Source organism: Citricoccus muralis (assembly GCF_003386075.1).
In the GTDB taxonomy this organism is placed as follows: domain Bacteria; phylum Actinomycetota; class Actinomycetes; order Actinomycetales; family Micrococcaceae; genus Citricoccus; species Citricoccus muralis.
Genome location: NZ_QREH01000001.1, coordinates 2,142,172 through 2,165,428, shown reverse-complemented (window position 1 = coordinate 2,165,428; position 23,257 = coordinate 2,142,172). Strand labels below are relative to the sequence as shown.

The following is a 23,257-nucleotide window of genomic DNA, read 5'->3' as shown; positions in this document are numbered from 1 at the left end:
CGCGTAGCATAGAGGACGGTCCAAGCGCTCGATGCCAGGGAGGTGCACGGTGGCCACTCACCAGGCTCGGTACCCTGCGCCCCGCCCCGCACCCGTGCGTGGCCCCGCCCGGTTGCTGCGCGGCTGGGCTGCCGCCGTCATCGCCACCCTCTGGGCCGCCGGATCGCACACCGTCGCTTCCATCTCCTCATATTCGGCTGATGTGCCCGCGCACGGCCACGTCCCAGACCACCTGCACGACGCCGGCCCGGCTCCGATCGTCTGGATCCTCACCCTCGCGCTGGCCGGACCCCTCTGCACCGCCCTGGCCGGGCGCCGGTTGTCCTGGTGGCGCCTGGCCTCCGGTGTGGGTGCCAGCCAACTGCTCTTCCACTGGCTCTACTCCATCGCCGCCGTGCCTGCCGACGCCGACGCCAGCGCCCTCAGCGGACTGAGGTCGGCTGCAGGCCTGATCGGCTCTGCAAACCATGCCGGCCATCTCGGCTCTAACTCCTTGGCCGGTCTGCCGGGCCCTGTCGTCGCCGACGACGCCCTCACCACGCTCTCCGCGGCCATGGTGCTCGCGCACGTGCTGGCCGCCGTCGGGACCGTGCTGGTCCTGCGCCGTGGGGAACTGCTCGCGGCGCGGGTGGCGGAACTCGCCGTCGGGCTCGTCCTGCGGTCCCCGGGCGCTCGGCTGGCTCGGTGGGTCCCGGCCGTCCCCGTCCGCCGGGTAGCCGTCCGTGCCGTCCGGGTGGCGCGACGGCCGGATGAGGTGCTCCTGGCATCGCAACGTCTGCGCGGTCCGCCGGAGTTCGCCCTGGCCGCCTGATCGTCCACTGATCCGCCGGCCAGGGAAACCCCACCCTCCATCCGGCAGACACCTGCCCGGTGCCGTTCTCGGCCCGGGCTGTGAAGGACACCATGAACACTCACAGAATCACCAACCCTGAACGCCCCCCGCGCGCCCGCGGCATCGGCGCCGGCACGGCGGCCCTCTCGGCCGCCGCGCTGCTCGCCCTGGCCACGGCAACCCCGGCGGCGGCACACGACCAGCTGCTGTCCGCCGATCCGGCGGTCGGCACCGCCGTCCTCGAAGCCCCGGCCGAGATCGGCCTGGAGTTCTCCGGGAACCTGACCACCGGCCAGGGCATCCAGAACCTCGTGACGGTCACGGACGAGGACGGCCACCAGTGGCAGGACGGTGAAGCCCAGGTCACTGGCCCGAGTCTCACCGCCGCCCTGTGTGAGGGCCTGCCCAACGGTGAATACACGGTGGACTACCGCGTCGTGTATTCGGACGGCCACTCCGAGGAGAAGGGCTACGAGTTCACCCTCGAGGACCCCTCCGCACCCGAATCGGGCGCCCCGGTGGATTGCGGGGTGCCGAACCCGGACGCGCCCGTCTCCTCGGACGCCACCCCGGGTGATGCCGGCGCCGCTGGCGCGGGGGTTGCCACGGATGGTGCCGGCTCCACGGCAGGCACCGGCGGCGCCGCGGATGCTACGGATTCCGCGACCACGGCGACCACGGTGGCCACCGCCGAACCCGGCGCCGCGGCCGCCGACCCGGCGTCCGGCGAGGCCACCGCCGAGGACAGCCAGGCACCCGCCGGCCCCGTCGCCGGCTGGGTCTGGCCGGCGGCCATCGGCGGCGTCCTCGTCGTGGTGGTCGCCATGCTGATGGTGTTCCGCAAGGCCAGGGCCATCGACACCGGCTCCACTGGTCCCACGAGCCGTCCGGACGGCGCGGGTGGTGCCGATGGATCCGACGGCGACGCGGGTACGGACGGTACGGATGGCGGATCGAGCGGTACGGGAACCAACGTCCGCTGACCGGCCAGAGCACCGCGGTGCAGGACAGAACACCGCACTCCAGAGCACCGCGCTGTAGTGCACCTGCATCGCACCGGGCGGCCCGGGGCACCTCCGCCCCGGGCCGCCACCGGCAGGAACCACCTGCGAGAGAATGGATACTGTGAAATCTTCCCCAACCGCTGAGCGGGGCACCTCCGCGCCGGTGTGGCTGTGGCCCGTGGCCGGCGTCGTCGGCGCGGTCAGCCTGGTGTTGGCCGCCGCCTGGACAGGCATCCTGGCCGTGGACCAGCTCTCTGACCCTGGAGCCCTGACCCGTTGGGGACTGCCGGTGGCGGAGATGGTGAACAACCTGGCCATGCCCACCGCCGTCGGCGCGCTGATCTTCGCCTGCGCCATCATGCCGCCCTCCCGTGGCCAGCGCCCTCGCAGTGGAGAGGACGGCGAACATCCGGCCTTCACCCGGCTGATGCAGGTGGCCACCGCGGCCTCCGTGGTCTGGACGCTGTCCGCCCTCGCCGTGCTGGTGCTGTCCTACTCGGACCTCGCCGGCATGCCCCTGGACCCCAGCGCCTCATTCACCTCCGGCCTCGTCGGCTACCTGCAGGACATCTCCGTGGGCCAGGCTTGGACCGCGGTGACGGTCCTGGCCGCCGTCATCACCTCACTGACCCTGGCCGTCCGCTCCACGGTCGGCCTGGCCTGGACCGCCCTGCTCGGCCTGGTCGGCATCGTGCCCCTGGCCCTCATCGGCCACTCGGCCTCCGGGGATGACCACAACGGGGCGGTCAACTCGATCGGCCTGCACCTGCTCGGGGTGGTCGTCTGGATCGGCGGGCTGATCGTCCTGGCCCTGGTCTCCCCGAAGCTGCACGGCCCGGATGGTGCCAGCGGCAAGCCCTCCGCCCACCGGCAGGGTCCCGAACCGCTGATCTACACCGTGGTCAGCCGATACTCGCTCCTGGCCGGGTTGGGGTTGGCCACCGTGGTCCTGTCCGGAGTGGTCAACGCCGCCATCCGCATGAACACGCTGGAGCAGCTCACCAGTCCCTACGGCGTGTTGGTGCTGGCCAAGCTCGTGGGCTCCGTGCTGCTCGGCCTGATCGGCCTGATGCACCGGCTGTGGGTCATTCCGCGGCTGGCCACCGGCACCACCGCTCCGCCGCCGGCCGCCAAGCGCCTGCTCTGGCAGCTGATCGCGGTGGAGGCGGCGATCATGGCGGGGATCATGGGGCTCGCCACCGTGCTCTCCCGCACTTCTCCGCCCGTCCCAGAGGAGATCGCCCCGGACGCCTCCCCGGCCCGCATCCTCACCGGCTACGACCTGCCCCCGGAGCTGACCCTCGAAACCTGGTTCACGCAGTGGCGCTTCGACTGGCTGTGGGTCGCCATCATCGCGTTCCTGGTGCTCTGGTACGTGCGCGCCACCGTCCGGCTCCACCGCCGCGGTGACCGCTGGCCCGTGCTGCGCACGATCTCCTTCGTGGTCGGTCTGACCATCCTGTTCTGGGTGACGTCCGGCTCCCCGGCGATCTACGGCCAGGTCCTGTTCAGCGCCCACATGGTGGCCCACATGACGCTGACCATGATCTCGCCGATGTTCCTGGTGCTCGGTGCCCCCGTCACCCTGGCCCTGCGTTCCCTGCCCAGCCGCACGGACGGCACCCGCGGCCCCCGCGAGTGGATCCTGTGGATCGTGCACTCGCCCTTCGGACGGTTCATCACCAATCCGGTGGTGGCCGCCGTGAACTTCGCCGGTTCGATTCTGGTGTTCTACTACACGCCGTTCTTCGGCTTCTCGCTCCAGGAGCACCTCGGGCACGAGTTCATGAACGTGCACTTCCTGTTGACCGGCTACATCTTCGCCTCGGTGATGATCGGGATCGACCCGCTGCCGCGCAAGGCGCTCTACCCGCTCCGGTTGGTGATCCTGCTGGCCACCATGGCCTTCCACGCGTTCATCGGGGTGGCCATGACCTCCTCTGAATCCCTGCTCCAGGCCTCCTGGTTCGGTTCCACGGGACGAGACTGGGGCACCTCCGCCATCGCCGACCAGCAGATCGGCGGTGCCGTGATGTGGGGGATCGGCGAGGTGCCCACGGTGCTCATGGCGGTGGCGGTGGCCGTGATGTGGTCCCGCACGGACGCCAAGGAGACCAAGCGGCTGGACCGCAAGGCCGACCTCAATGACGAGGCCGAGCTCAAGGCCTGGAACCGCATGTACGAAGACCTTGCCGAGAATGAGGAGCCCCGCCGATGACCACGCGTTCCCCCCGCCACCCGCAGCAGAGGCGGAACTCTGTCGGTGCCCGCCGGTTGCCACGCCCAGGTGCCCGGATGGCCGCACTGGGCCTGGCCGGGATGCTCGTCCTCGCGGGTTGCTCGGGTGGCGTCAGCGACCAGGACGGGAACGACGGCGGCGTCCCCGCCAACCCGCACGGGATCACCGCGGAGAATCCGTCCGGTAGCGCCATGCCGACCGCAGGTGAAGACGGACAGAGCGGAGAAGGAGCGGAAGACGGGGCGGGCGCGGGCGGTGGGTCGCCGGCGTCGGGCACCTCCTCCGCTGAGCCCGCAGAGACCGAGGCCGCCGACGCGCGGGCGGACCAGGCCGCGGTGGGCGCCGCGGCCGAGCGGGCCGCCAGCTTCGGATTCACCAACCAGGTCTCCGCCACGGACACCGAGATCGCCGCCACGCGTGAGGACGCCCGCTTGCGCCAGACGAACTCCTCCGGCACCTCGGTGGAACCGGCCAGCTGCAAGTCCCCGCTGACGGCGGTGGACTGGTCGCCCATCCTCATGCCGGGCGCGGACGCCTCCCGGCTGGACTTCGGCTCCGAGACGTTCGCCGGGACGGGCACCGTGGAGGTCGCCTCCCTCGAGGACGCCGGAGTGGTGGAGGACCACCTGGCCAACGTCGAGCGGCTCGTGGCGGACTGTCCCGAGCTGACGATGACCGTCACGGACTCGAACCTCCAGCAGTCCACGTTCGACTTCACCGCCCGGACCTCCGCAGCGAAGGGAGACGGGGTGGACTCCGGCCTGGTGTGGACCCGCACCCCGGCCGGCGGGGGCGCGGAGACCACGGCGCACGTGCTGATCGGACAGACGGCCGAGCACGTGGTCATGGTCTCCTTCATCGGCGACTCGGAGGTGGCCGGCGAGGAGTTCACCGCCATTGCCGAGCAGATCCTGGCTGCCGCCGAAGGGGCGCTCTGAACCTCACCGTGGACCGGGCGTCCAGCAGCCCCGGCGCGGTGTCACCGGTGCCGCCGGGCGAGGCCCCACCCGCTGACGGCCAGATGAGCCGGGACCAGGGTCACGAGGAGTAGGCCCGATTCAGCCGTGGGCGTTGTATGACTTCATGCGTTGGCCACCGAGGTGAGGCCGGGGCGAGAATGGAGCCCATGAGCACCTCTGCCGACCAACCGGTCACCACAGCAGCCCCCGTTGATGCCGCTCCCGCCGTCGTCACCCCCCGGGCCACCTCCCGCGTCCGCGCCTCCGAGCTCGTCGGTCGCAATTGGCTGAACACCGGCGGCACGGCCCTGGACCTGGAGTCGTTGCGCGGCAAGATCGTGATCCTCGACTTCTGGTCCTTCTGCTGCATCAACTGCCTGCACGTGCTCGACGAGTTGCGGCCACTGGAGGCGGAGTTCCACGACGTGCTCGTGACGGTGGGCGTGCACTCGCCGAAGTTCGACCACGAGGCCGACCCGGAGGCGCTCGCCGCCGCCGTGGAACGCTATGACATCCAGCACCCGGTGCTGGACGACCCCACACTGACCACTTGGCAGGCCTACTCGGCCCGCGCGTGGCCGACCCTCGTCGTCGTGGATCCCGAGGGCTACATTGCCGCGCACCTCTCCGGTGAGGGCCACGTGGCCGGCCTGACCTCGCTCGTCAACGAGCTGGTGGCCGAGCACGAGGCCAAGGGCACCCTGCATCGCGGCAACGGCCCCTATGTCCCCCCGGAGCCGGTCATCCGGGACCTCAAGTTCCCTGGCAAGGCCATCGCCCTGGGTGACCGCGGCTCCCAGCCCGGCACGTTCCTGGTGGCGGACACCGGCCACCACCGCCTCGTCGAACTGGCGGATGACCTGACCACCGTGTTGCGCACCATCGGTGAGGGCACCAAGGGGATCACGGACGGCGGCCCGGAGACGGCACTCTTCAATGAGCCCCAGGGTCTGGCCCTGCTGCCCGAGGACGTCGCCACCGCGGTGGGCTACGACGTGGTGGTGGCGGACACCGTCAACCACCGCCTGCGCGGCGTGAGCCTCGCGGACGGGACGGTGACCACCCTGGCCGGCAATGGTGTACAGCGCCTGATCGACCCGGAACGGGCCCGCGTCTCCGCCGACGAGGGGTCCGGAGAGGACGGGGCGGCGGTGTCCCTCGAGCCGTTCGGCACCGACCCGCTGCAGACCTCCCTGTCCAGCCCGTGGGACGTGCTCTGGTCCACCGCCGAGGACACCCTCATCGTGGCCATGGCCGGCACCCACCAGATCTTCAGCTTCGATCCCCGCACTGCGGAACTCGCCGTCTACGCCGGCACCGGACTCGAGGGCCTCGAGGACGGCGCCCCGGACGTGGCCTGGTTCGCCCAGACCTCCGGGCTGGCCGAGTCGGCCGACGGCACCCTGTGGCTGGCGGACTCCGAGTCCTCTGCCCTGCGGTCCATCACCCCGGCCGCCGGCTCGGAAGCGCGGGAGCGCCAGGTGAGCTCCGCCGTCGGGACCGGACTGTTCGATTTCGGCTTCCGCGACGGGGCCGCCGAGCAGGCCCGCTTCCAGCACCCGCTGGGCGTGGCCGCGCTGCCGGACGGTTCCGTGCTGGTGGCGGACACCTACAACGGGGCCATCCGCCGGTATGCCCCAGCCGGGGTGGCTGCTGACGGCCGCGCCACGGAGGCCGAGGTGTCCACCGTGGCCCGCGGGCTGAAGGAGCCATCCGACATCCTGGTCGAGCCGGATGCCGAGGGAAACCCCGCCTCGATCGTGGTGGTGGAGACCAACGCCCACCAGCTGGTTCGGCTGTCCGTGCCGGAGGAGTACCTGCAGGTGGACGAGGGCGCGCTGCAGACCCAGCGTCCCCGGACCGCCATCGCCGCCGGGGACGTGGAGCTGGCGGTGGCGTTCAAGGCGCCGACCGGGCAGAAGCTGGACGACCGCTGGGGCGACCCCACGCAGCTGAAGATCTCCTCCTCCCCGGAGAACCTGCTCCTGGGCGGCGAGGGCACCTCCACGGGACTGCACCGCACCCTGCGGATCAACCCGGAGGTGGCCGAGGGGGTCCTGCACATCACCGCGCGCGCCGCCTCCTGCGACGGCGAGAAGGGCCAGCCGATCCCGGACCACGCCGCCTGCCACCTCTACCAGCAGGACTGGGGCATCCCGGTGACCGTGCACGCCGGAACCGGCTCTGCCGCGATCCCGTCCGCGACCGCGGCCGAGACTGACCCCACTGCATCCGGTCCGGTGCCGGAGACCCGTCTGGACCTGGACCTGCGCGGGATACACTGACAAGCGCCAGCACCGCACCCAACACCCGAAGGCGGCAGATGTCCCATGACCACCCTGGTTGTAGCCTCCTCACAGCACGGATCCACCCGAGAGATCGCCGAACGGATCGCCCAGGTCCTGCGCGTGAACAAGGGTGTGACCACCGTGGTGGAGCACCCGAAGGACGCCCCGAAGTGGCTCGCGACGGTCGAGGCCGTGGTGGTGGCCCTGCCGATCTACCGTGATGCGCTGGACAAGACCGGCAAGGCGTTCCTGGACACCCACCGCGCCGAGCTGGCGGACAAGTCCCTGTTCATCCTCGCCTCCGGCGCCGCGCCCTCGATCAACCCGCGGCTGCAGGCCACCATCGACTCCTACGGGCCCCGGGACACCGCCTACCTGCGTGGCGCCCTGACCGAGGAGAAGCTCGGCTTCCTGGACAAGCTGAGCCTCAAGCTGGTCAAGGGCCAGTACGGCGACTTCCGCAACTGGGACGCCATCGAAGCCTGGGGCAAGTCGCTGTCCGACCGCGGAGCCCACTGATTCTCCCTCCAGTTGCTGGATGACAGCGAGACCACCACGCGCACCGGTGGGCCGGGTCAGCCGGCCGAATACCCCATCCGTTGGCTCGCGGCCAGGCCGGTCCGGTGCAGCGCCTCCAGGACCGAGGGATCGCCCTCGGGGGAGAACCGGAAGGCCGGGCCGGACACGCTGATGCTCGCGATCACTCCACCCCGGTGGTCGTGGACCGGGACGGCCACCGAGGACAGCCCGATCTCGTACTCCTCCCGGGTCACGGCATGCCCGGCGTGCGCGGCCTCCAGCAGTTCCTCCTCGAGCCGGGCCCGTGAGGTGATGGTCCGGGAGGTGAACCGCGGCAGGCGGCTGCCCTGCAGCAAGCGCCGGCGGTCTTCCGTGGACAGGGCCGCCAAGAGCACCTTGCCCGAGGCCGTGGCGTGCAATGGCGTCAGGCTGCCGATCCAGTCCTGCGTGGCCAGGGTGGACGGGCCGAGGGCCTGGTCCACGTTGACGGCGTAGCCCGAGCGGAGCACGGCCAGGTTCACGGTCTCCTTCACCGTGGTGGCGAGGTCCTGCAGCAGGGGCCCGGCCTCCTGGACGAGGTTCAACCGCCCCGGGATGGCGGCGGCCAGGCGCAGGATGCCGAACCCCAGCTGGTACTTGCCGCGGTCATGGTCCTGCTGCACCAGTTCCCGGGACACCAGGGCCCCGAGCAGGCGGGAGGCCGTGGACTTGTGGATGCCCATCTCCGCGGCGATCTCGCTGACCCCGGCCCGGCCCTCCCGGGCGAGGATCTGCAGGACGGTGGCGGCCCGGTCCACGGACTGCACCCCGGAGGCGCCACCGCCCTCGTCCTCAAACGGCGGCATCCAGCCCCCGTTGGCGTAGGATCTCGCGCTGGTTCGGGTTGACGGAGGGCCGGAAGGGGACCTCGACCACCTCGGCGGCCACGGGGCTGCCCGGGACATCGGAGTACTCGTCCGGCAGCTGGACCCACAGCTGGGTCCCCAGGGCGGTGAGCTCCACCGGGACGTAGCCCATGGCGATGTTCTGGCCGAGTTCCGGCGAGAACCAGGGGGAGGTGACGTAGCCAACCGGCTCGCCCGGGCCGCCGTCGTGGGTAGCGCTGATGAGCCAGAAGTCCGGCGCGTATTCCTCGATGGGTTTGCCACCCAGCCGCAGGCCGACCAGCTGGTGGGTGTAGGGCGGCGTGCCGGCCTCGAGCTGGCGCCGGGCCTCCTCCAGGGCGGCCTTGCCGATGTAGTCCGCAGCCTTCTGCCGGGGGACCTGGTAGCCGAGGTTGGCCTGGAACGGCAGCGTCTCCTGGTCCATGTCCTGGCCCCAGGACAGGATCCCGGCCGCGATCCGGCGGTGGTGTGCCGGGGCGACGACGGCCAGCTGGTGGGGCTTGCCGGCCTCCAGGACCGTGTTCCACAGGGTCTCGGCATGCAGCGTGGAGTCCTTCAGGTAGATCTCGTAGCCCTTCTCCCCGCTGAAACCGGTCTGGGAGACGATGACGGGGCAGCCGCCTACGTCACCGGCCAGCAGGCCGTAGGGCGGCAGCTCGGCCACGGCCGGGCCGAACAGGTCCGCCATCAGGTCCAGCGACTTGGGGCCCTGGATCTGCACCGGGGAGACGTCGATCTCGCGGATGTCCACCTCGAACCGGCGGCCGACGTTGACGCCCTGGAGCCAGAACAGCAGGTCGGAGTCCGAGAGGCTGAACCAGAACTCGTCCTCGGCCACGCGCAGCAGGACCGGATCGTTGAGGATCCCGCCGTCCTCGTTGCAGAGGATCACGTAGCGGGCGTGCATGACGGGGATCTTGGTGGCGTCCCGGGTGATGACGAAGTTCACGAAGTCCTCGGCGCCGGGGCCCTGGACCCGGATCTGCCGTTCCACCGCCACGTTCCACAGGGTCACGTGGTTCACGAGCGAGTCGTATTCGGCCATCATCCCGCCGTCCTCCGGCCGGACGTAGCCGCGCGGGTGGTACATGCGGTTGTAGACGGACGCCCGCCAGCAGCCGGCCTCCATGGACAGGTGCCAATAGGGCGATTTGCGGACGCGGGTGTCGATCAGCATCTGGACCGGGGTCGGACCGGACTGCCGGAGGTTGATCGGGACGGTGCGGTCCTGTTGGTCGATCGAGGGGACGTTGGGGTGGGTGTTCTGCATGGGGGTCATCCTCTGGGCGCTGTGGGCGGCGGGGAGGCTGCCGCGGCGACGGCCGGACAGCCTCGCCAGACGTTGCGCATCATGAACACCGTTCCGTCATGCGCATCTGGTGCGACCACCGTAGCGGCGTCGAAAGTCCCGGGGAAGAGGTGCGGCCCCGTCTTTGGGCCGTGGTCCTCTCATCGTCTTTCCCTCGCTTTCCTGTCGGTGTGCCCGACGGCGTCAGGGAACGTTCGGCGTGTAACGCACCGCGTCCGGGGTGACGGTGAGCTCGGCCTCCAGCGTGAACGGTTCGCGGTGCTCGACCGTGCGCTGCTCGCCGGTCACCAGGTCGATCTCGCTCAGGGACAGGATGGCCTCCGCCTCCAGGGGTGCCACCGCCGTGAGATCGTCGCCCTCGGCAGGCAGTTCGGGCACGCTGGCCTGGGGGTCGCCGGCCATGGACCAGGTGATCGACTCCGGCGGAATCCGGTTCACCGTGTCATAACCCATGGGGCAGCCGGCGGGATTGAGGACCTTCTGCTCCGTGCAGCCGGCGAGGAAGCGGTCCAGCTGCTCGTTGACCTCAGCGGAGACGGCGTCCGTGTACTGCAGCGCCAGGTCCAGCGTGAGGGAATCCGCCGACGGGTCGGTGGTGGCTGCGGTGTGGTCCACGACCAGTCGGGCCGGCTCGGCCCGCAGGTAGGTGCTCTCGAAGCCGGCCTCCACCACCATCGGAGGCAGCACCGCGAAGGACCGCCCGGGCGTCTCCTCCTGCTCGGTCACGAGAGGTGCCTGGATGCCGTTCACTGAGGCGGTCAGCGGACCGGACGCGGCTTCGGGCGGCAACTGCGTCGGCACCACCTGGACCGACTGCACCGGAACCTCCGCCATCCGCCACCGGTCGAAGAAGAGCCAATCGCGGCCCGTCTTCTCCACCGTGAAGGTGGTGCTGTGCTCCTCGCCGTCCACGGTGTAACCGACCAGGACCTCGGCCGATCGACCCTCCGGAGTGTCCTCACCGCGGGAGACGGTGAGCTCTCCGAGGGCTGCCATGCCGGAGATCAACGGCTCGCCCTGCAACAGGTCTGTGGCCGTGCCGGGCGCCAGTTCGGGAGTATCACCGGAGGCCAGGGCCACCGCGGTCCCACCCTCGCCGGCGGCCAGCGCTGCCAGGTAGTCCTCGACCTGGGCCTCGGGCGAGTAGACAGTGGTGTTCACTGTGGCGATCGCGATGCCCCCGGCCACCAGCGCCAACGCGGCGCCGCCGCCCCACCAGGCCCAGGCCGGGCCCAGGGTCCGCCCGCGGCGGTTCCCCGCTGCGCCGGCGTCTCGTCCTCCGGGCCCGTCCTGCGCCGGCTGACCGCCGGTCCCGATGGCGGTGTCGTCTCTGACCTCTGGCATGACTGCCATCCTAGGATGGGCGGCCTGCGCCAGCCGCAGCGCTACGTCGCAGCGGCGCTAGGGTCTGGACCGGGTGCCGCGCTCAGGCGAAGATCAGCGCGACGGCGATCATGGCCGGGATCGCCACGACGGTGGTGATGAGGATCGTGTCCTTCGAGGCCACCATGCCGGTCTCATAGCGGGAGGCCGAGACGAACACGTTCTGCGCCGTGGGCAGGGAGCCCAGGACGACCGCGATCAGCAGCTCGTTGCCCTCCATCCCGAACAGCGGCCCGGCCACGACCCACGCCAGCAGCGGGTGGATCAGCAGCTTGATGACGGAGGCCAGCGCCACGTCCGGCCGGCGGCCAGCGGCCTTCTCGAAGGGCTTGGAACCGACCAGGGACATGCCGAACGCCAGCAGCATGGCCGGGATGGACGCGCCGGCGATGAGGCTGACGGATTCGGCGATCGGTTCCGGCAGGGACCACCCGGTCGCCGAGAAGGCCAGTCCGAGCACCGAGCCGATGATCATCGGGTTCACCGCGATGTGGCCGACCTGCCGCCAGAAGGCGACCCACCGGTTCGGCGGGCGCTTCGGACCGGGCGAGCGGCCGGCGTCGTGCCCTGACTGGCCTTCCGCAGCCGCGCGGCGGCGGGCCTCGGCCAGGGTCGTGGAGTCCAGCGACGCCACGTAGATGGGGGTGTAGATGGCGAGCTGGAAGATCAGCACCGGGGCGGCGAGGGCGGCGTCGCCGAGTACATAGGCGGCGATGGGGATACCGAGGTTGGCGGAGTTGACCATCGAGGCGCTCAAGGCGCCGATGACGGTCTCCGAGCCGTCGCGCTTCGGCAGGATGAACCGTGCCAGCAGGAGGTAGAGGCCGGCGGCGGCGAAGGCGGAGATGCCGGCGACCAGCAGCTGCGGGCCCAGCACGGACTGCACGTCAGCGGCGGAGAGCGTGTCGAAGAGCAGGGCGGGGCTGGCCACGAAGAAGGCGAGGCGGGACAGGACCGGCTGACCGTGGTCACCGAGGACCCTGGAGCGGCCGGTGACGTAGCCGACCAGGATGATCACCCAGACGACCGTGAATCCGGAGATGACCTCCAGCACCGGCATCCCCTTCCCCTGCGGTTCCGTCCCTGAGGCTGGATCCGGCCGGATCGGGCGCACCCCGGGCAGAAAGAGAGCGGGCGACGGGAATCGAACCCGCGTATCTTGCTTGGGAAGCAAGCGCTCTACCATTGAGCTACGCCCGCAGGACACGGCCTGATCGGCCTGTCACGCGCAGTCCAGCTTACACGGATTCCCCCGCAGGTCACTGCCGGACACGGAGCCCAGGAGGTGTCCGATTCTGCACTGCTTCCGCACCTTGGCGGGCCCTGCGCTACTTTGGGTAGGTGCTTCTCTCAGACCGCGACATCCGGGCCGAACTCAACGCCGGACGCATCCAACTGGACCCGCTGGTCCTGGACATGGTCCAGCCCTCCAGCGTGGACGTCCGCCTCGACCGGTTCTTCCGGCTCTTCGACAACCACAAATACGCGCACATCGACCCGGCCGAACCGCAGGAGGAACTGACCCGGCTGGTCGAGGTGGACCCCGAGGAACCGTTCATCCTGCATCCGGGGGAGTTCGTGCTGGGCTCCACCTATGAGCAGGTCACCCTGCCGGACGACGTCGCCGCCCGCCTGGAGGGCAAGAGCTCGCTGGGCCGGCTGGGCCTGCTGACGCACTCGACCGCCGGCTTCATCGACCCCGGCTTCTCCGGGCACGTGACACTCGAGCTGTCCAACATGGCGACCCTGCCGATCAAGCTGTGGCCCGGTTCGAAGATCGGCCAGCTCTGCTTCTTCCGGCTGTCCTCGCCGGCCGAGCACTCCTACGGCTCCGGCCCCTACCTGAACCGCTACCAGGGACAGCGCGGCCCCACGGCGTCCCGCTCGCACCAGAACTTCCACCGGACCGTCATCGAACGCTGAAGGGCCGTCCACATCATCGGCTGAGGCTGCTGTGGCTGCTCCGGACGGTGGGGCTGTCGAGGCGTCCACTGATGCAGGGCGTGACGAGGGTCGCCTTGCCAGCTGTGGATCAGTTGCTGAATTCGTACCCGATGTTTGACCCGGTCACGGGGGTCGAATCCAGCAACTGATGACCAACAGCGGTGCCCTACGCCGTGGCTGAGTTGCCGTGAGCCTCGAACCGGCGGCGAACCACTTGGATCAAGCGACTGAAACCCTGGCCGAGGTCGAGCGACGTCAGGCGGATCACGAGCCATCCGCGTTCCTGAAACCACGCATCTCGGTAGGCATCGGAGGCCTGTTGTGATGCCGTGCGATGGTGTTTTCCGTCGTACTGGATAGCGATCTTCTGATTTCGGTAACCCAGGTCTGCCGCCGGGGCAAAGCGGTCGCTGGGATCCCCTTTGAGCTGCACGACCGGTTCGGGAAGGCCTGCATCCACCAGTGCCAGCCGCGTCAACGTCTCCGGTGGCGAGTCTGCGCCGACACGGCATCTCGCCAGCGCGACCCTTGCATCGCGGACTCCCTTGACCGAGCCTGCCCTGAGTAGTGCGTCGGACAACCCAGCCAGGGTTGCCAAGCCGTCAACCCGCCGATCCTGGTCCCACGGTCTGTTCACGATGGCATCCCCCAGGATGATGAGGTCGGTGAGGTCCAGGAGACTGGCCATGTCCACCCAGGTTCTCGCCGGGCTGGTCAGTGGCAGCCGCCGGAACTGCACCCGATCTTCTTCTGGCACCGGTGAGCGATGGGCCGTGATGCCCTTGCGCTGGGCGGCGCCAGTCCCACTACACCACGTCAGGTGGATCGTCCTGTCCGAAGCGACGATGTCCGGAAGGGGCAGACGGAACACGAGGGCGGCGGTGCCATGGGAATACACCGCATCCGGAAACTGTCGTGCCAGCGCGGCCAGGGACAGCCGACCCATTCCGTGGCCGGGTTCGGCAAAGCCGGCGGGCCATCCGGTGTCAACCGACGAGGATGCCAGCAACCCGTGGCCGAGGCGAACGATGTCCCGTGCCTCGAGACGCTTCCTGCTGACTCCATGGCGACGTGCCTCAGCGCGGGTGAAGGGCGTGTGCTGCAGCGGTTCCGGCAGTGCGCGTCGATGGACCATGAAGCCATCGTGGTCCGGTGGGAGGTCTTGCGGGTCCGGACCGGACAACCTGTGGACAACTGCGGTCGGGTCAGCGGTGGGCCGGGGCGGTGGCCAACCACCAGTAGTTGAGGACGTCCCCGGTGCTAGACCGCAACACCGGGGTGTAATCCAGCAACTGATGTGGAGGCCACGCGGCGGGAATGCCGTCGCGTCGATGCCGGCCGTTCACGGTCCGGCCCCGGCAGCCAAGTAGCATGCCCGCATGAGCACACCCAACGCACCGGAGTCGCCCACGGCCATGGCGGACGCCGGTCCGATCGACCGCCCGCTGAACCGGAAACACGTCACCGCGTGGGCGCTGTGGGACTGGGGCTCCGCCTCCTTCAATGCGGTGATGGTGACGTTCGTGTTCGCCACCTACCTGGCCTCGGATTCGTTCGGGCCGGATGACCGAGGCACGCAGTGGCTCACCGCGGCCAACGCGATCGGCGGCATCGTGGTGGCGCTCACCGCGCCCGTGATGGGCCAGCGCTCGGACCGGGGCGGACGGCGCAAGCTGTGGCTGGGTATCAACACCGGCGTGGTCATCCTGCTCACGGCCCTGTGCTTCTTCGTCCGACCGGACGAGGCGTACCTGTTGCTCGGTGTGGTCCTGATCGCCGCCGCCAATGTGGCCTTCGAGTTCGCCGGGGTGAACTACAACGCCATGTTGCTGCAGGTGGCCACCCCGAAGACCATCGGCAAGGTTTCCGGCATCGGCTGGGGTGCCGGCTACGTGGGCGGGATCTTCCTGCTGCTCATCCTCTACGTGGGCTTCATCGCGGGGGACACGCACTGGCTCGGAGTGACCAATGACGACGCGATGAACATCCGCGTGGTGGCCCTCTTCTCAGCCCTGTGGTTCATCGTCTTCGCCCTGCCGCTGTTCTTCAACACCCCTGAACACCGGGGATCCGGCGAGGAGGAGAAGGTCAGCCTGCTCGAGTCCTACCGCCGTCTGTGGCGGACCATCGAGGGGCTGTGGCGTCATCAGCGCAACACCTTCTGGTTCCTGGCCTCCTCGGCCGTGTTCCGTGACGGCGTCGCCGCCGTTTTCGCCTACGGCGCCATCCTCGGCACCACGGTCTACGGCGTGGACCCGGCCGACATCCTCATCTTCGGCATCGCCGCCAACGTGGTGGCCGCCGCCGGCTCCTTCGCCGGTGGCTGGATCGACGACCGGATCGGGCCGAAGCGCGTCATCATGGGGTCTCTGGTCGGTCTCATCATCACCGCCGGGGTTATCTTCTTCCTCAACGGGACCACGGCCTTCTGGATCTTCGGATTGCTCCTGTGCTTCTTCGTGGGACCCGTACAGTCCTCGTCTCGATCCTTCCTCGGCAGGCTGACCTCGGAGCAACGGGCGGGGGAGATCTACGGCCTCTATGCCACCACCGGGCGGGCGGTGTCCTTCCTGACGCCGGCCCTGATCTCCGTGGGGATCGCCCTGACCGGTGACTCGCGGTACATGGTCCCCGCCATCCTGCTGGTGCTGATCGCCGGCATGGCCCTGCTGGTCCGGGTGCGGGATCCCAAGACCGAGGACACGCTTTAACCCCTGAACAAACACTGGGCAAACCGTCGGTATTCCCTTGACGCCACAAGAATAATCGGGAAATCCAGTCGCCGTGCGCCCGGTAGGATGTAACCAACCCCCCACCCCGACGATGGAGGCCGCCCCGTGCTGACTGTGCTCATTGCTCTCTTTGCAATGGCACTCGTGGCCCCCTTGGTCTTCCGGGTCGCGAACCGCAACGGGTTCTACATCCTCGCTGCCGTCCCGGCCGCAGGTTTCGTCTGGCTGCTGTTCCAGTTGCCCGCCGTCCTCGAGGCCCATGAGGCCGTCAACGCCGGGGCCTCCCCGCCCGCCGCCGCTTCCGGCGGACTCGTCCAGACGTACGAGTGGATCCCAGATCTCGGCATCAACCTGTCCTTCCGAATGGACGCCCTCGCCGCGTTCATGGGATTGATCATCCTTGGTGTGGGCGCCCTCGTGCTCGCGTACTGTGCCCGGTACTTCACGATCAACGAGCCCCGCAATGCAGCCTTCGGCGCCCAGCTGATCGCTTTCGCCGGCGCCATGTTCGGCCTGGTCACCACGGACGACCTGATGGTGCTCTACACCTTCTGGGAACTGACGTCTGTCCTCTCATTCCTGTTGATCGGCTACTCCGCCCACCGCATCTTCGCCCGCCGGTCTGCCATCCAGGCCTTGATCGTCACCACCTTCGGCGGTCTGGCGATGCTGGTCGGACTGGTGATGCTCGGTCAGGCCGCCGGTACCTATCGCCTCTCCGAGATCGTGGCCCGCGGTCCGGAGCTGATGGCCGGTCCCTATGGCGGCGCGTTCATGGAGTGGGCCATCGTGCTCGTCCTCGTGGGCGCCCTCTCCAAGTCCGCTCAGGCACCCTTCCACTTCTGGCTCCCGGCAGCCATGGCCGCCCCGACCCCGGTCTCGGCCTACCTCCACGCCGCCGCCATGGTCAAGGCCGGCGTCTACCTCGTCGCTCGGCTCGCCCCGGCGTTCGCGGAGTCCGGCTGGTGGCAGGCGCTGGTGATCGGCGTCGGCCTCTGGACCATGCTCGTCGGCGGCTGGCGCGCCCTGCGGCAGACGGACATCAAGCTGGTCCTGGCCTACGGCACCGTGTCCCAGCTCGGCTTCCTCATGGTCGCCAACGGGCTCGGCAATCAGGACGCCGCCATGGCCGGACTGGCCATGCTGGTGGCACACGCCCTGTTCAAGGCGCCCCTGTTCATGGTCGTCGGCATCATCGACCACGAGGCGGGCACTCGTGATCTGGCCAAGCTCTCCGGGGTCGGCCGGAACCACCCCTGGCTGACCGCCACGGCCGTCATCTGCGCCGCCTCCATGGCCGGCATCCCACCCCTCTTCGGCTTCGTGGCCAAGGAGTCCGTCCTCGAGTCACTGCAGCACTGGGCTGAGGCCGGCTCCGGCGGCGGGCTCTGGGCCAGCGTCTGGGCCTGGACGCCGCTCGTGGCCGTTGCTCTCGGCTCCGTGCTGACGGTGGCCTACTCGGCGCGCTTCGTGTGGGGCGCGTTCGCCACCAAGAAGCTCCGCACGGACGGCGAACTGAAGACCGTCGAGGACACCCGCTTCCACGGCCCCGTCACCGCCGGCGCCCTGGGCCCGTCCGCCCTGCTGGCTCTGGCCTGCGTGGTCGGCGCCTTCATCCCCACCGTCATGGACGCCCTGCCCGTGGCCTTCGGCGGATCGATGGCGGCCCTCGATCCAAGTGCCGAGCCAGCTCACCTGGCCTTGTGGCACGGCTTCACTCCGATCCTGGCCATCTCCGTGGGCATCGTCCTGCTCGGCCTCGCCCTGTACGCCATCAAGGACGGAGTGGCCCGTTTCCAGGAGGCCGTGCCGTCCTGGGTGGACGCCCAGCGCATCTACCGCTCCGCACTGCGGGGGTTGGATGACGTGGCCGTCTGGGTCACCGGCCGCACCCAGCGTGGTTCCCTGAGCTTCTACCTGTTCATCATCCTGGCGGTCGCCTTCATCGCGCCGTTGTTGGCGCTGCTGTTCCCCCACGAGCACGACGGCGGCGCGGGCATGGCCGCGTCCATCTTCAGTTCCGCGAACTGGACGTGGGGAGATTCCCTCGCCCAGGTCCTCGTCGGGGCGGCCATCATCACCGGCGCCATCGCCGCGATCCGGGCGCGCAAGCGCTTCATGGCGGTGCTGCTCGTCTCCGTTTGCGGCTACGGGCTGGCGGCCATCTTCGCACTGCAGGGTGCACCGGACCTGGCCCTGACGCAGTTGCTGGTGGAGTCCATCGTCCTCGTGGCCATGGTGCTCGGCCTGCGCGTGCTGCCGGCCGGCTGGTACACCCGAGACCGCACCAACATCCGCTGGGCACATGCATTGCTCGGCATCATGTTCGGCCTGGTGATGATCTGGGTGGCGATCACCGTCATGGCCTCCCGGACCGCCGACCCCATCTCCCTGGAGATGCCGCAGCTGGCCTATGAGGACGGCGGCGGCGCCAACATCGTCAACGTGCTGCTCGTGGACATCCGCGCCTGGGACACCTTCGGGGAACTCGCGGTGCTCGCCGCGGCTGCCACCGGTGTGGCCTCGCTGATCTTCATCCAGCACCGGGACCGCCGCACCGGTGACCTGGACAAGGTGGCCTCGGGCTCGGTGGGGCGCTACAGCCCCAAGGGCCCAGCCGAGTCCCGGCAGCTGGCCGCCGTGCGCAAGTTCGCCATCGTGGACGAGGACCAGTGGCTCGTCGCTGGCCGCACCGTGGCCCCGGAACGCCGCTCCATCATCTTCGAGGTGGTCACCCGGCTCATCTTCCACGTGATCATCCTGCTGTCCATCTACCTCTTGCTGGCCGGCCACAACACTCCGGGTGGTGGGTTCGCCGGTGGGCTGATCGCCGGACTCGCCCTGACCATCCGCTACCTGGCTGGCGGCCGCTACGAGCTTGAGCAGGCCATGCCGATCCCCGCCGGTGTCCTGCTGGGCTCAGGACTCGCCCTGGCTGCCGTCACCGGCATGGTCCCGCTGTTCTTCGGCGGCCAGGTGTTCCAGTCGGCCATCATCGAGTTCACCCTGCCGGTGCTCGGGCACGTCAAATTCGTCACGGCCACCATCTTCGACATCGGTGTCTACCTCGTGGTGGTCGGTCTGGTCATCGATGTCCTGCGCTCCCTCGGCTCGGAAGTGGACCGCCGCCACGAGGTGGAGACCACGGCGCTCGTGGAGGCCGAGAAGCGCCGCCGTGAGGCCCGCGCCGGCCTCGCAACGGCCACCTCGCGCACGGCCGCCTCCGGCACCGCCACGACCTCCGCCACCGGCTCACCGGCGGGCACGACGACCACGTCCACCACCGGGTCCACCGGTGCCGCGGGAACCACGGGAACCGGGACGGTGACGCCATGAGCGTGAACATTGTGCTGCTGCTGGTCATGGGCGTGATGTACGCCGTGAGCATCTACCTGCTGCTGGAGCGGACCCTGACCCGCGTGCTGCTGGGCATGATCCTGATCACCAACGCCACGAACCTGCTGATCCTCACCATGGCCGGTGCCCCCGGCCAGGCCCCGCTCGTGGAGGACGGCGTGGACCCCAGCGCCTACACGGATCCGTTGCCCCAGGCCATGACCCTGACCTCGATCGTCATCTCTTTCGCCATTACGGCCTTCATGCTCGGCATGATCTACCGGTCCTGGAAGCTGGGCCGGCGGGACGAGGTCCTGGTGGACGCCGAGGACGTCAAGGTCGCCGAGCAGTCCTCCTTCGACGCGGAGGAGGATGCGGAGCTGCTGGAGGAGCCGTCGGAGTTCCTCGAGGAGAACGAGGACCCGAACGCGGACTACGAGCACGCCACGGCCATCAACCCCTCCACTGGTGCCCTGGCGGTCCGCCACCGTGCCGACGGCACGGTGAAGGTGAAGACGGACGCCAACCGGCACCGGCCGGGTGGCGGCCGCCGATCGCGGCACGAACCGGAGGAGGGCGAACACCCCGTCGGATCGCTCGGCCACGACGACCACCTCCCGGATGAAGACGAACGCTCCGGCAGCCCCCGGTCCCGACCACGGGGCCGCGAACCGAAGGACGGTGAGTGATGGACCTGGACATCGTCTCCCTCGCACCCCTCGCGGTCCTGCTGCCGATCCTCGGCGCAGCCCTGGCCTTCGTGTTGGTCCGCCGCCCCAAGGCGCAGATCGCCACCACCGTCACCACCATCACCCTGACACTGCTCCTCGAGTGCCTCCTGCTGGCCGCCACGTGGGACACGGGTGCCGTGGCCGTCTTCCTCGGCGGCTGGGAGGCCCCGTGGGGCATCACGATGGTGGTGGACCGGTTCTCGGCCCTGATGCTGGTGGTGTCCTCGGCGATCGTGCTAGCGGTGCTGATCTACGCCTCCGCGCAGGGCATCACGGACCAGGACCAGGGCGGTCCGGTCTCGATCTTCCACCCCACGTTCCTGATCCTGGTGGCGGGCGTGTCCAACGCCTTCCTCGCCGGTGACCTCTTCAACCTCTACGTCGGGTTCGAGATCCTCTTGACAGCTTCATATGTGCTGCTGACCCTGGGAGGCACCGGACCGCGTATCCGAGCGGGTGTGACCTACGTGGTGGTCTCGGTGATCTCCTCGGTGCTCTTCCTGATCGCCATCGCCATGATCTACGGCGCCACGGGCACCATCAACATGGCCGACGTGGCCGTCAAGATCGCGGAACTGGATCCGGACGTCCAGATGGTGCTGCACGTGATGCTGCTCGTCGGCTTCGGCATCAAGGCCGCCGTGTTCCCGCTGTCCTTCTGGCTGCCCGACTCCTACCCGACGGCCCCTGCCCCCGTGACCGCCGTGTTCGCGGGCCTGCTCACCAAGGTCGGCGTCTACGCGATCATCCGGACCGAGACGCTGCTGTTCCCGGGAGACCGGGTGAACTCACTGCTGCTCTGGGTGGCGCTGCTGACGATGATCGTCGGCATCCTCGGCGCTCTCGCCCAGAACGACATCAAACGTGTCCTGTCCTTCACGCTCGTCTCTCACATCGGCTTCATGATCTTCGGTGTGGCCATGGCCAGCGTGCTCGGGCTGGGGGCCACGGTGTTCTACGTGGTGCACCACATCACGGTGCAGACCGGCCTGTTCCTGGTCACCGGACTGATCGAGCAGCGGGCCGGGTCCGCCAACATCGACCGTCTCGGCGGGATGGCGAAGATCTCACCTCTGATCGCGATCCTGTTCTTCATCCCGGCCATGAACCTGGGCGGCATCCCGCCGTTTTCCGGCTTCCTCGCCAAGGTCGGACTGATCCAGGCCGGCGTGGGCGCGGATCACGGCATGGCGTGGGCGCTTGTGGCCGCCTCGGCGGTGACCTCCCTGTTGACCCTGCTGGTGATGGTCCGCGTGTGGACCCGCTCGTTCTGGCGCCGGGTGGAGGACGTGGAGCACCCGCCGGCCAAACTGGTCCTGGCGTTGGAGGAGACGGAGGCCCGGCGGGCCGGCCGGAGCGCCAGGGCCGTCGCGGTCGAGACGCAGACCAAGACCGCAACGCACGCCGGTACCAAGATCCTGACCAAGACCCAGACCAAGACCCCGACCAAGATCGCCAAAGGGCCGGCCCGCGGCATGGTCTATCCGACGATCGCGCTCGTGGCCTTCGGCCTGGCCTTCACCGTGTTCGCCGGGCCGCTCTACGCGTTCTCCGACCGGGCCGCCACGGACATGCTCCTGCGCACGCCCTATATTGAGGCGGTCCTCGGCCCGGAGGCCGCCGCCCAGGCGGAGCGGGACCTGGGTGGACTGGAGGAACGGGGCATCCATGTCCCGGACCAGGACAACAGCGGGCCGGGCGTGCTGGATTCCATCCCCGGTGATTCCGAGGGGCATGATGTCGGAGACAGCACGGAAGGGGGGCAGCCATGAGCACCGGTCCGGACGACCAGGACGGCGGCCGCTCCTTCTGGAGCCAATGGCCGATCCTCCTGGGGCTGACCTTCACGTGGGGCGCCCTCTGGGAGGACTTCTCGCCGGGGGTGCTGCTGGCCGGCGTCGTGTTCTCGATGCTGACGTTGAGCTTCTACCGGCTGCCACGGGTGAACTTCTCGGACCGCTTCAATCTCTGGTATGCGCTGGTCTTCACGTTCCGGTTCCTCTGGCACGTGGTGACCGCCTCCATCTCGGTGGCCTGGGACGCGATCACGCAGGGGCCCAAGATCGTCAACTCCGTGGTGGCGGTCCCGTTGCGCAGCCACGATGACTTGATCGTCACGCTCACGGGCCTTGCGTTAGCCCTGGTGCCCGGCTCCCTGGTCATCGACGTGGACCGGCCCAGCTCGACCCTGTTCCTGCACTGCCTGAACGTGGACAACGCGGAGGCGGTCGAGGGCTTCCGCGCCGAGGCCCTGAGCACCGAGGCCGCGATCATCCGGGCCATCGGCACCAAGGCGGACCTGGCCCTGGTGCGGGAGGACGAAGCACGTCGCGCCGACGCCACGGCGGGGAGGAGGCTCGGATGACGATGCTGGAAGGGGCGGGGATCATCTGCCTGGTGCTGTTGGGCGTGGGCGCCCTGGCGGCGATCTACCGGATCGTCCGCGGGCCCTCGATCCTGGATCGGGCCATCGCCACGGATGTGCTGCTGATCGTCATCTCGTCCGCGCTGTGCGTGGAGATGGCCGTGAACCACCACACGGACAACATCGTGTTCGTGGTGGTGGCCTCGGTGATCGGGTTCGTGGGATCGGTGACGCTGTCCCGGTTCGTGGCCGAGGCCAGGAAGGAGCCCAATGAACGTGCCTGACCTGGACTGGATCCAGATCTCCGACGGCATCGCCGCCGTGCTGTTGGTCCTCGGTGCCCTGATGTCCACCGTGGCCGGGATCGGCCTGTTCCGGTTCCCGGACCAGCTCTCCCGCATGCACGCCGGCACGAAGCCCCAGGTGCTCGGGCTGCTGCTGGTGCTGATGGCCCTGGCCTTCGCCTGGCGGGCGTGGGTGTGGGTGCCGGTACTGGTGCTGGCGTGGGTGCTGCAGATGCTCACCGCGCCGGTCTCCGCCCACCTCGTGGGCCGGGCGGGCTACCGCACCAAGCACCTCAAGCCGGAATTCCACTACGTGGACGAACTCGCGGACGTGGTCGCCCGTCAGGACGACGCGGGCAAGCCGGCCGCCACGGCCCACGATCAGCGGACCGTCCCGAAGGACGACCCGACGGACCAGCAGGGCCGCGACTGAACACGCCCCGCTGGG

At 69.3% G+C, this 23,257-nt stretch carries 19 protein-coding genes and 1 tRNA gene; 14 read left to right on the top strand and 6 right to left on the bottom strand.

The genetic code is table 11. From position 1 onward, the window contains the following. The first annotated feature begins 49 nt into the window (after positions 1 to 49). The 6 genes from C8E99_RS09595 (at position 50) to C8E99_RS09570 (ending at position 7,841) form a co-directional block, all read left to right on the top strand. Positions 50 to 811 (top strand): hypothetical protein, encoded by a 762-nt coding sequence (locus C8E99_RS09595; protein WP_245952233.1) that lies wholly within the window; start codon positions 50 to 52, stop codon positions 809 to 811. Positions 812 to 903: 92 nt separating this feature from the next. Then, on the top strand, positions 904 to 1,815 hold the full coding sequence (locus C8E99_RS09590; RefSeq protein WP_115932097.1) for a copper resistance CopC family protein: 912 nt from the start codon (positions 904 to 906) through the stop codon (positions 1,813 to 1,815). A gap of 133 nt (positions 1,816 to 1,948) precedes the next feature. Then, positions 1,949 to 4,054: a bifunctional copper resistance protein CopD/cytochrome c oxidase assembly protein gene (locus C8E99_RS09585; protein WP_115932096.1), complete on the top strand. Its 2,106-nt coding sequence runs from the start codon at positions 1,949 to 1,951 to the stop codon at positions 4,052 to 4,054. 77 nt (positions 4,055 to 4,131) lie between these two features. Continuing rightward, a complete protein-coding gene (locus C8E99_RS09580; protein WP_115932095.1) occupies positions 4,132 to 5,013 on the top strand; it encodes a hypothetical protein in 882 nt (293 codons plus the stop codon). A 188-nt stretch (positions 5,014 to 5,201) separates the two neighbouring features. Further along, on the top strand, positions 5,202 to 7,319 hold the full coding sequence (locus C8E99_RS09575) for an NHL domain-containing thioredoxin family protein (protein ID WP_115932094.1): 2,118 nt from the start codon (positions 5,202 to 5,204) through the stop codon (positions 7,317 to 7,319). A gap of 45 nt (positions 7,320 to 7,364) precedes the next feature. Next, positions 7,365 to 7,841, top strand: coding sequence for a flavodoxin domain-containing protein (locus tag C8E99_RS09570; RefSeq protein ID WP_115932093.1), 477 nt, complete (start codon positions 7,365 to 7,367; stop codon positions 7,839 to 7,841). Between the two features lie 56 nt (positions 7,842 to 7,897). Here C8E99_RS09570 and C8E99_RS09565 read toward each other — a convergent pair whose 3' ends face one another. From C8E99_RS09565 to C8E99_RS09545, 5 genes are all read right to left on the bottom strand, one after another. After that, entirely contained in the window at positions 7,898 to 8,686 is a 789-nt protein-coding gene (locus tag C8E99_RS09565) for an IclR family transcriptional regulator (protein ID WP_115932092.1), read from the bottom strand. After that, complete coding sequence (locus C8E99_RS09560; protein WP_115932091.1) at positions 8,673 to 9,995, bottom strand: glycine cleavage T C-terminal barrel domain-containing protein; 1,323 nt, start codon at positions 9,993 to 9,995, stop codon at positions 8,673 to 8,675. Before C8E99_RS09560 ends, C8E99_RS09565 begins: the two co-directional genes overlap by 14 nt. 222 nt (positions 9,996 to 10,217) lie before the next feature. After that, positions 10,218 to 11,378, bottom strand: a complete 1,161-nt coding sequence (locus C8E99_RS09555; protein ID WP_115932090.1) for a hypothetical protein — start codon at positions 11,376 to 11,378, stop codon at positions 10,218 to 10,220. An 82-nt stretch (positions 11,379 to 11,460) separates the two neighbouring features. Beyond that, positions 11,461 to 12,471, bottom strand: coding sequence for an AEC family transporter (locus C8E99_RS09550; RefSeq protein ID WP_115933378.1), 1,011 nt, complete (start codon positions 12,469 to 12,471; stop codon positions 11,461 to 11,463). A 75-nt stretch (positions 12,472 to 12,546) separates the two neighbouring features. Beyond that, positions 12,547 to 12,617, bottom strand: a tRNA-Gly gene (locus C8E99_RS09545). Positions 12,618 to 12,758: 141 nt separating this feature from the next. Between C8E99_RS09545 and dcd the strand changes: the two genes are divergently transcribed. Continuing rightward, positions 12,759 to 13,340 (top strand): dCTP deaminase, encoded by a 582-nt coding sequence (dcd, locus tag C8E99_RS09540; RefSeq protein WP_115932089.1) that lies wholly within the window; start codon positions 12,759 to 12,761, stop codon positions 13,338 to 13,340. Positions 13,341 to 13,527: 187 nt separating this feature from the next. On the opposite strand, the gene C8E99_RS09535 is transcribed toward dcd, so the two are convergent. Beyond that, complete coding sequence (locus C8E99_RS09535; RefSeq protein ID WP_147301214.1) at positions 13,528 to 14,496, bottom strand: DUF559 domain-containing protein; 969 nt, start codon at positions 14,494 to 14,496, stop codon at positions 13,528 to 13,530. A gap of 244 nt (positions 14,497 to 14,740) precedes the next feature. On the opposite strand from C8E99_RS09535, the gene C8E99_RS09530 reads away from it, so the two are divergent. The 7 genes from C8E99_RS09530 (at position 14,741) to mnhG (ending at position 23,242) form a co-directional block, all read left to right on the top strand. After that, complete coding sequence (locus tag C8E99_RS09530) at positions 14,741 to 16,072, top strand: MFS transporter (RefSeq protein WP_211309015.1); 1,332 nt, start codon at positions 14,741 to 14,743, stop codon at positions 16,070 to 16,072. Between the two features lie 126 nt (positions 16,073 to 16,198). After that, on the top strand, positions 16,199 to 19,429 hold the full coding sequence (locus tag C8E99_RS09525; RefSeq protein ID WP_115932086.1) for a Na+/H+ antiporter subunit A: 3,231 nt from the start codon (positions 16,199 to 16,201) through the stop codon (positions 19,427 to 19,429). Beyond that, complete coding sequence (locus tag C8E99_RS09520; protein ID WP_115932085.1) at positions 19,426 to 20,118, top strand: Na(+)/H(+) antiporter subunit C; 693 nt, start codon at positions 19,426 to 19,428, stop codon at positions 20,116 to 20,118. The genes C8E99_RS09525 and C8E99_RS09520 overlap by 4 nt, the downstream gene beginning before the upstream one ends. After that, positions 20,118 to 21,932 (top strand): Na+/H+ antiporter subunit D, encoded by a 1,815-nt coding sequence (locus C8E99_RS09515; protein ID WP_115932084.1) that lies wholly within the window; start codon positions 20,118 to 20,120, stop codon positions 21,930 to 21,932. The genes C8E99_RS09520 and C8E99_RS09515 overlap by 1 nt, the downstream gene beginning before the upstream one ends. Next, positions 21,929 to 22,525 (top strand): Na+/H+ antiporter subunit E, encoded by a 597-nt coding sequence (locus tag C8E99_RS09510; RefSeq protein ID WP_115932083.1) that lies wholly within the window; start codon positions 21,929 to 21,931, stop codon positions 22,523 to 22,525. The genes C8E99_RS09515 and C8E99_RS09510 overlap by 4 nt, the downstream gene beginning before the upstream one ends. Continuing rightward, on the top strand, positions 22,522 to 22,809 hold the full coding sequence (locus C8E99_RS09505) for an MrpF/PhaF family protein (RefSeq protein ID WP_211309014.1): 288 nt from the start codon (positions 22,522 to 22,524) through the stop codon (positions 22,807 to 22,809). Before C8E99_RS09510 ends, C8E99_RS09505 begins: the two co-directional genes overlap by 4 nt. Continuing rightward, a complete protein-coding gene (gene mnhG, locus C8E99_RS09500; protein ID WP_115932082.1) occupies positions 22,796 to 23,242 on the top strand; it encodes a monovalent cation/H(+) antiporter subunit G in 447 nt (148 codons plus the stop codon). The genes C8E99_RS09505 and mnhG overlap by 14 nt, the downstream gene beginning before the upstream one ends. Positions 23,243 to 23,257: the final 15 nt, after the last annotated feature.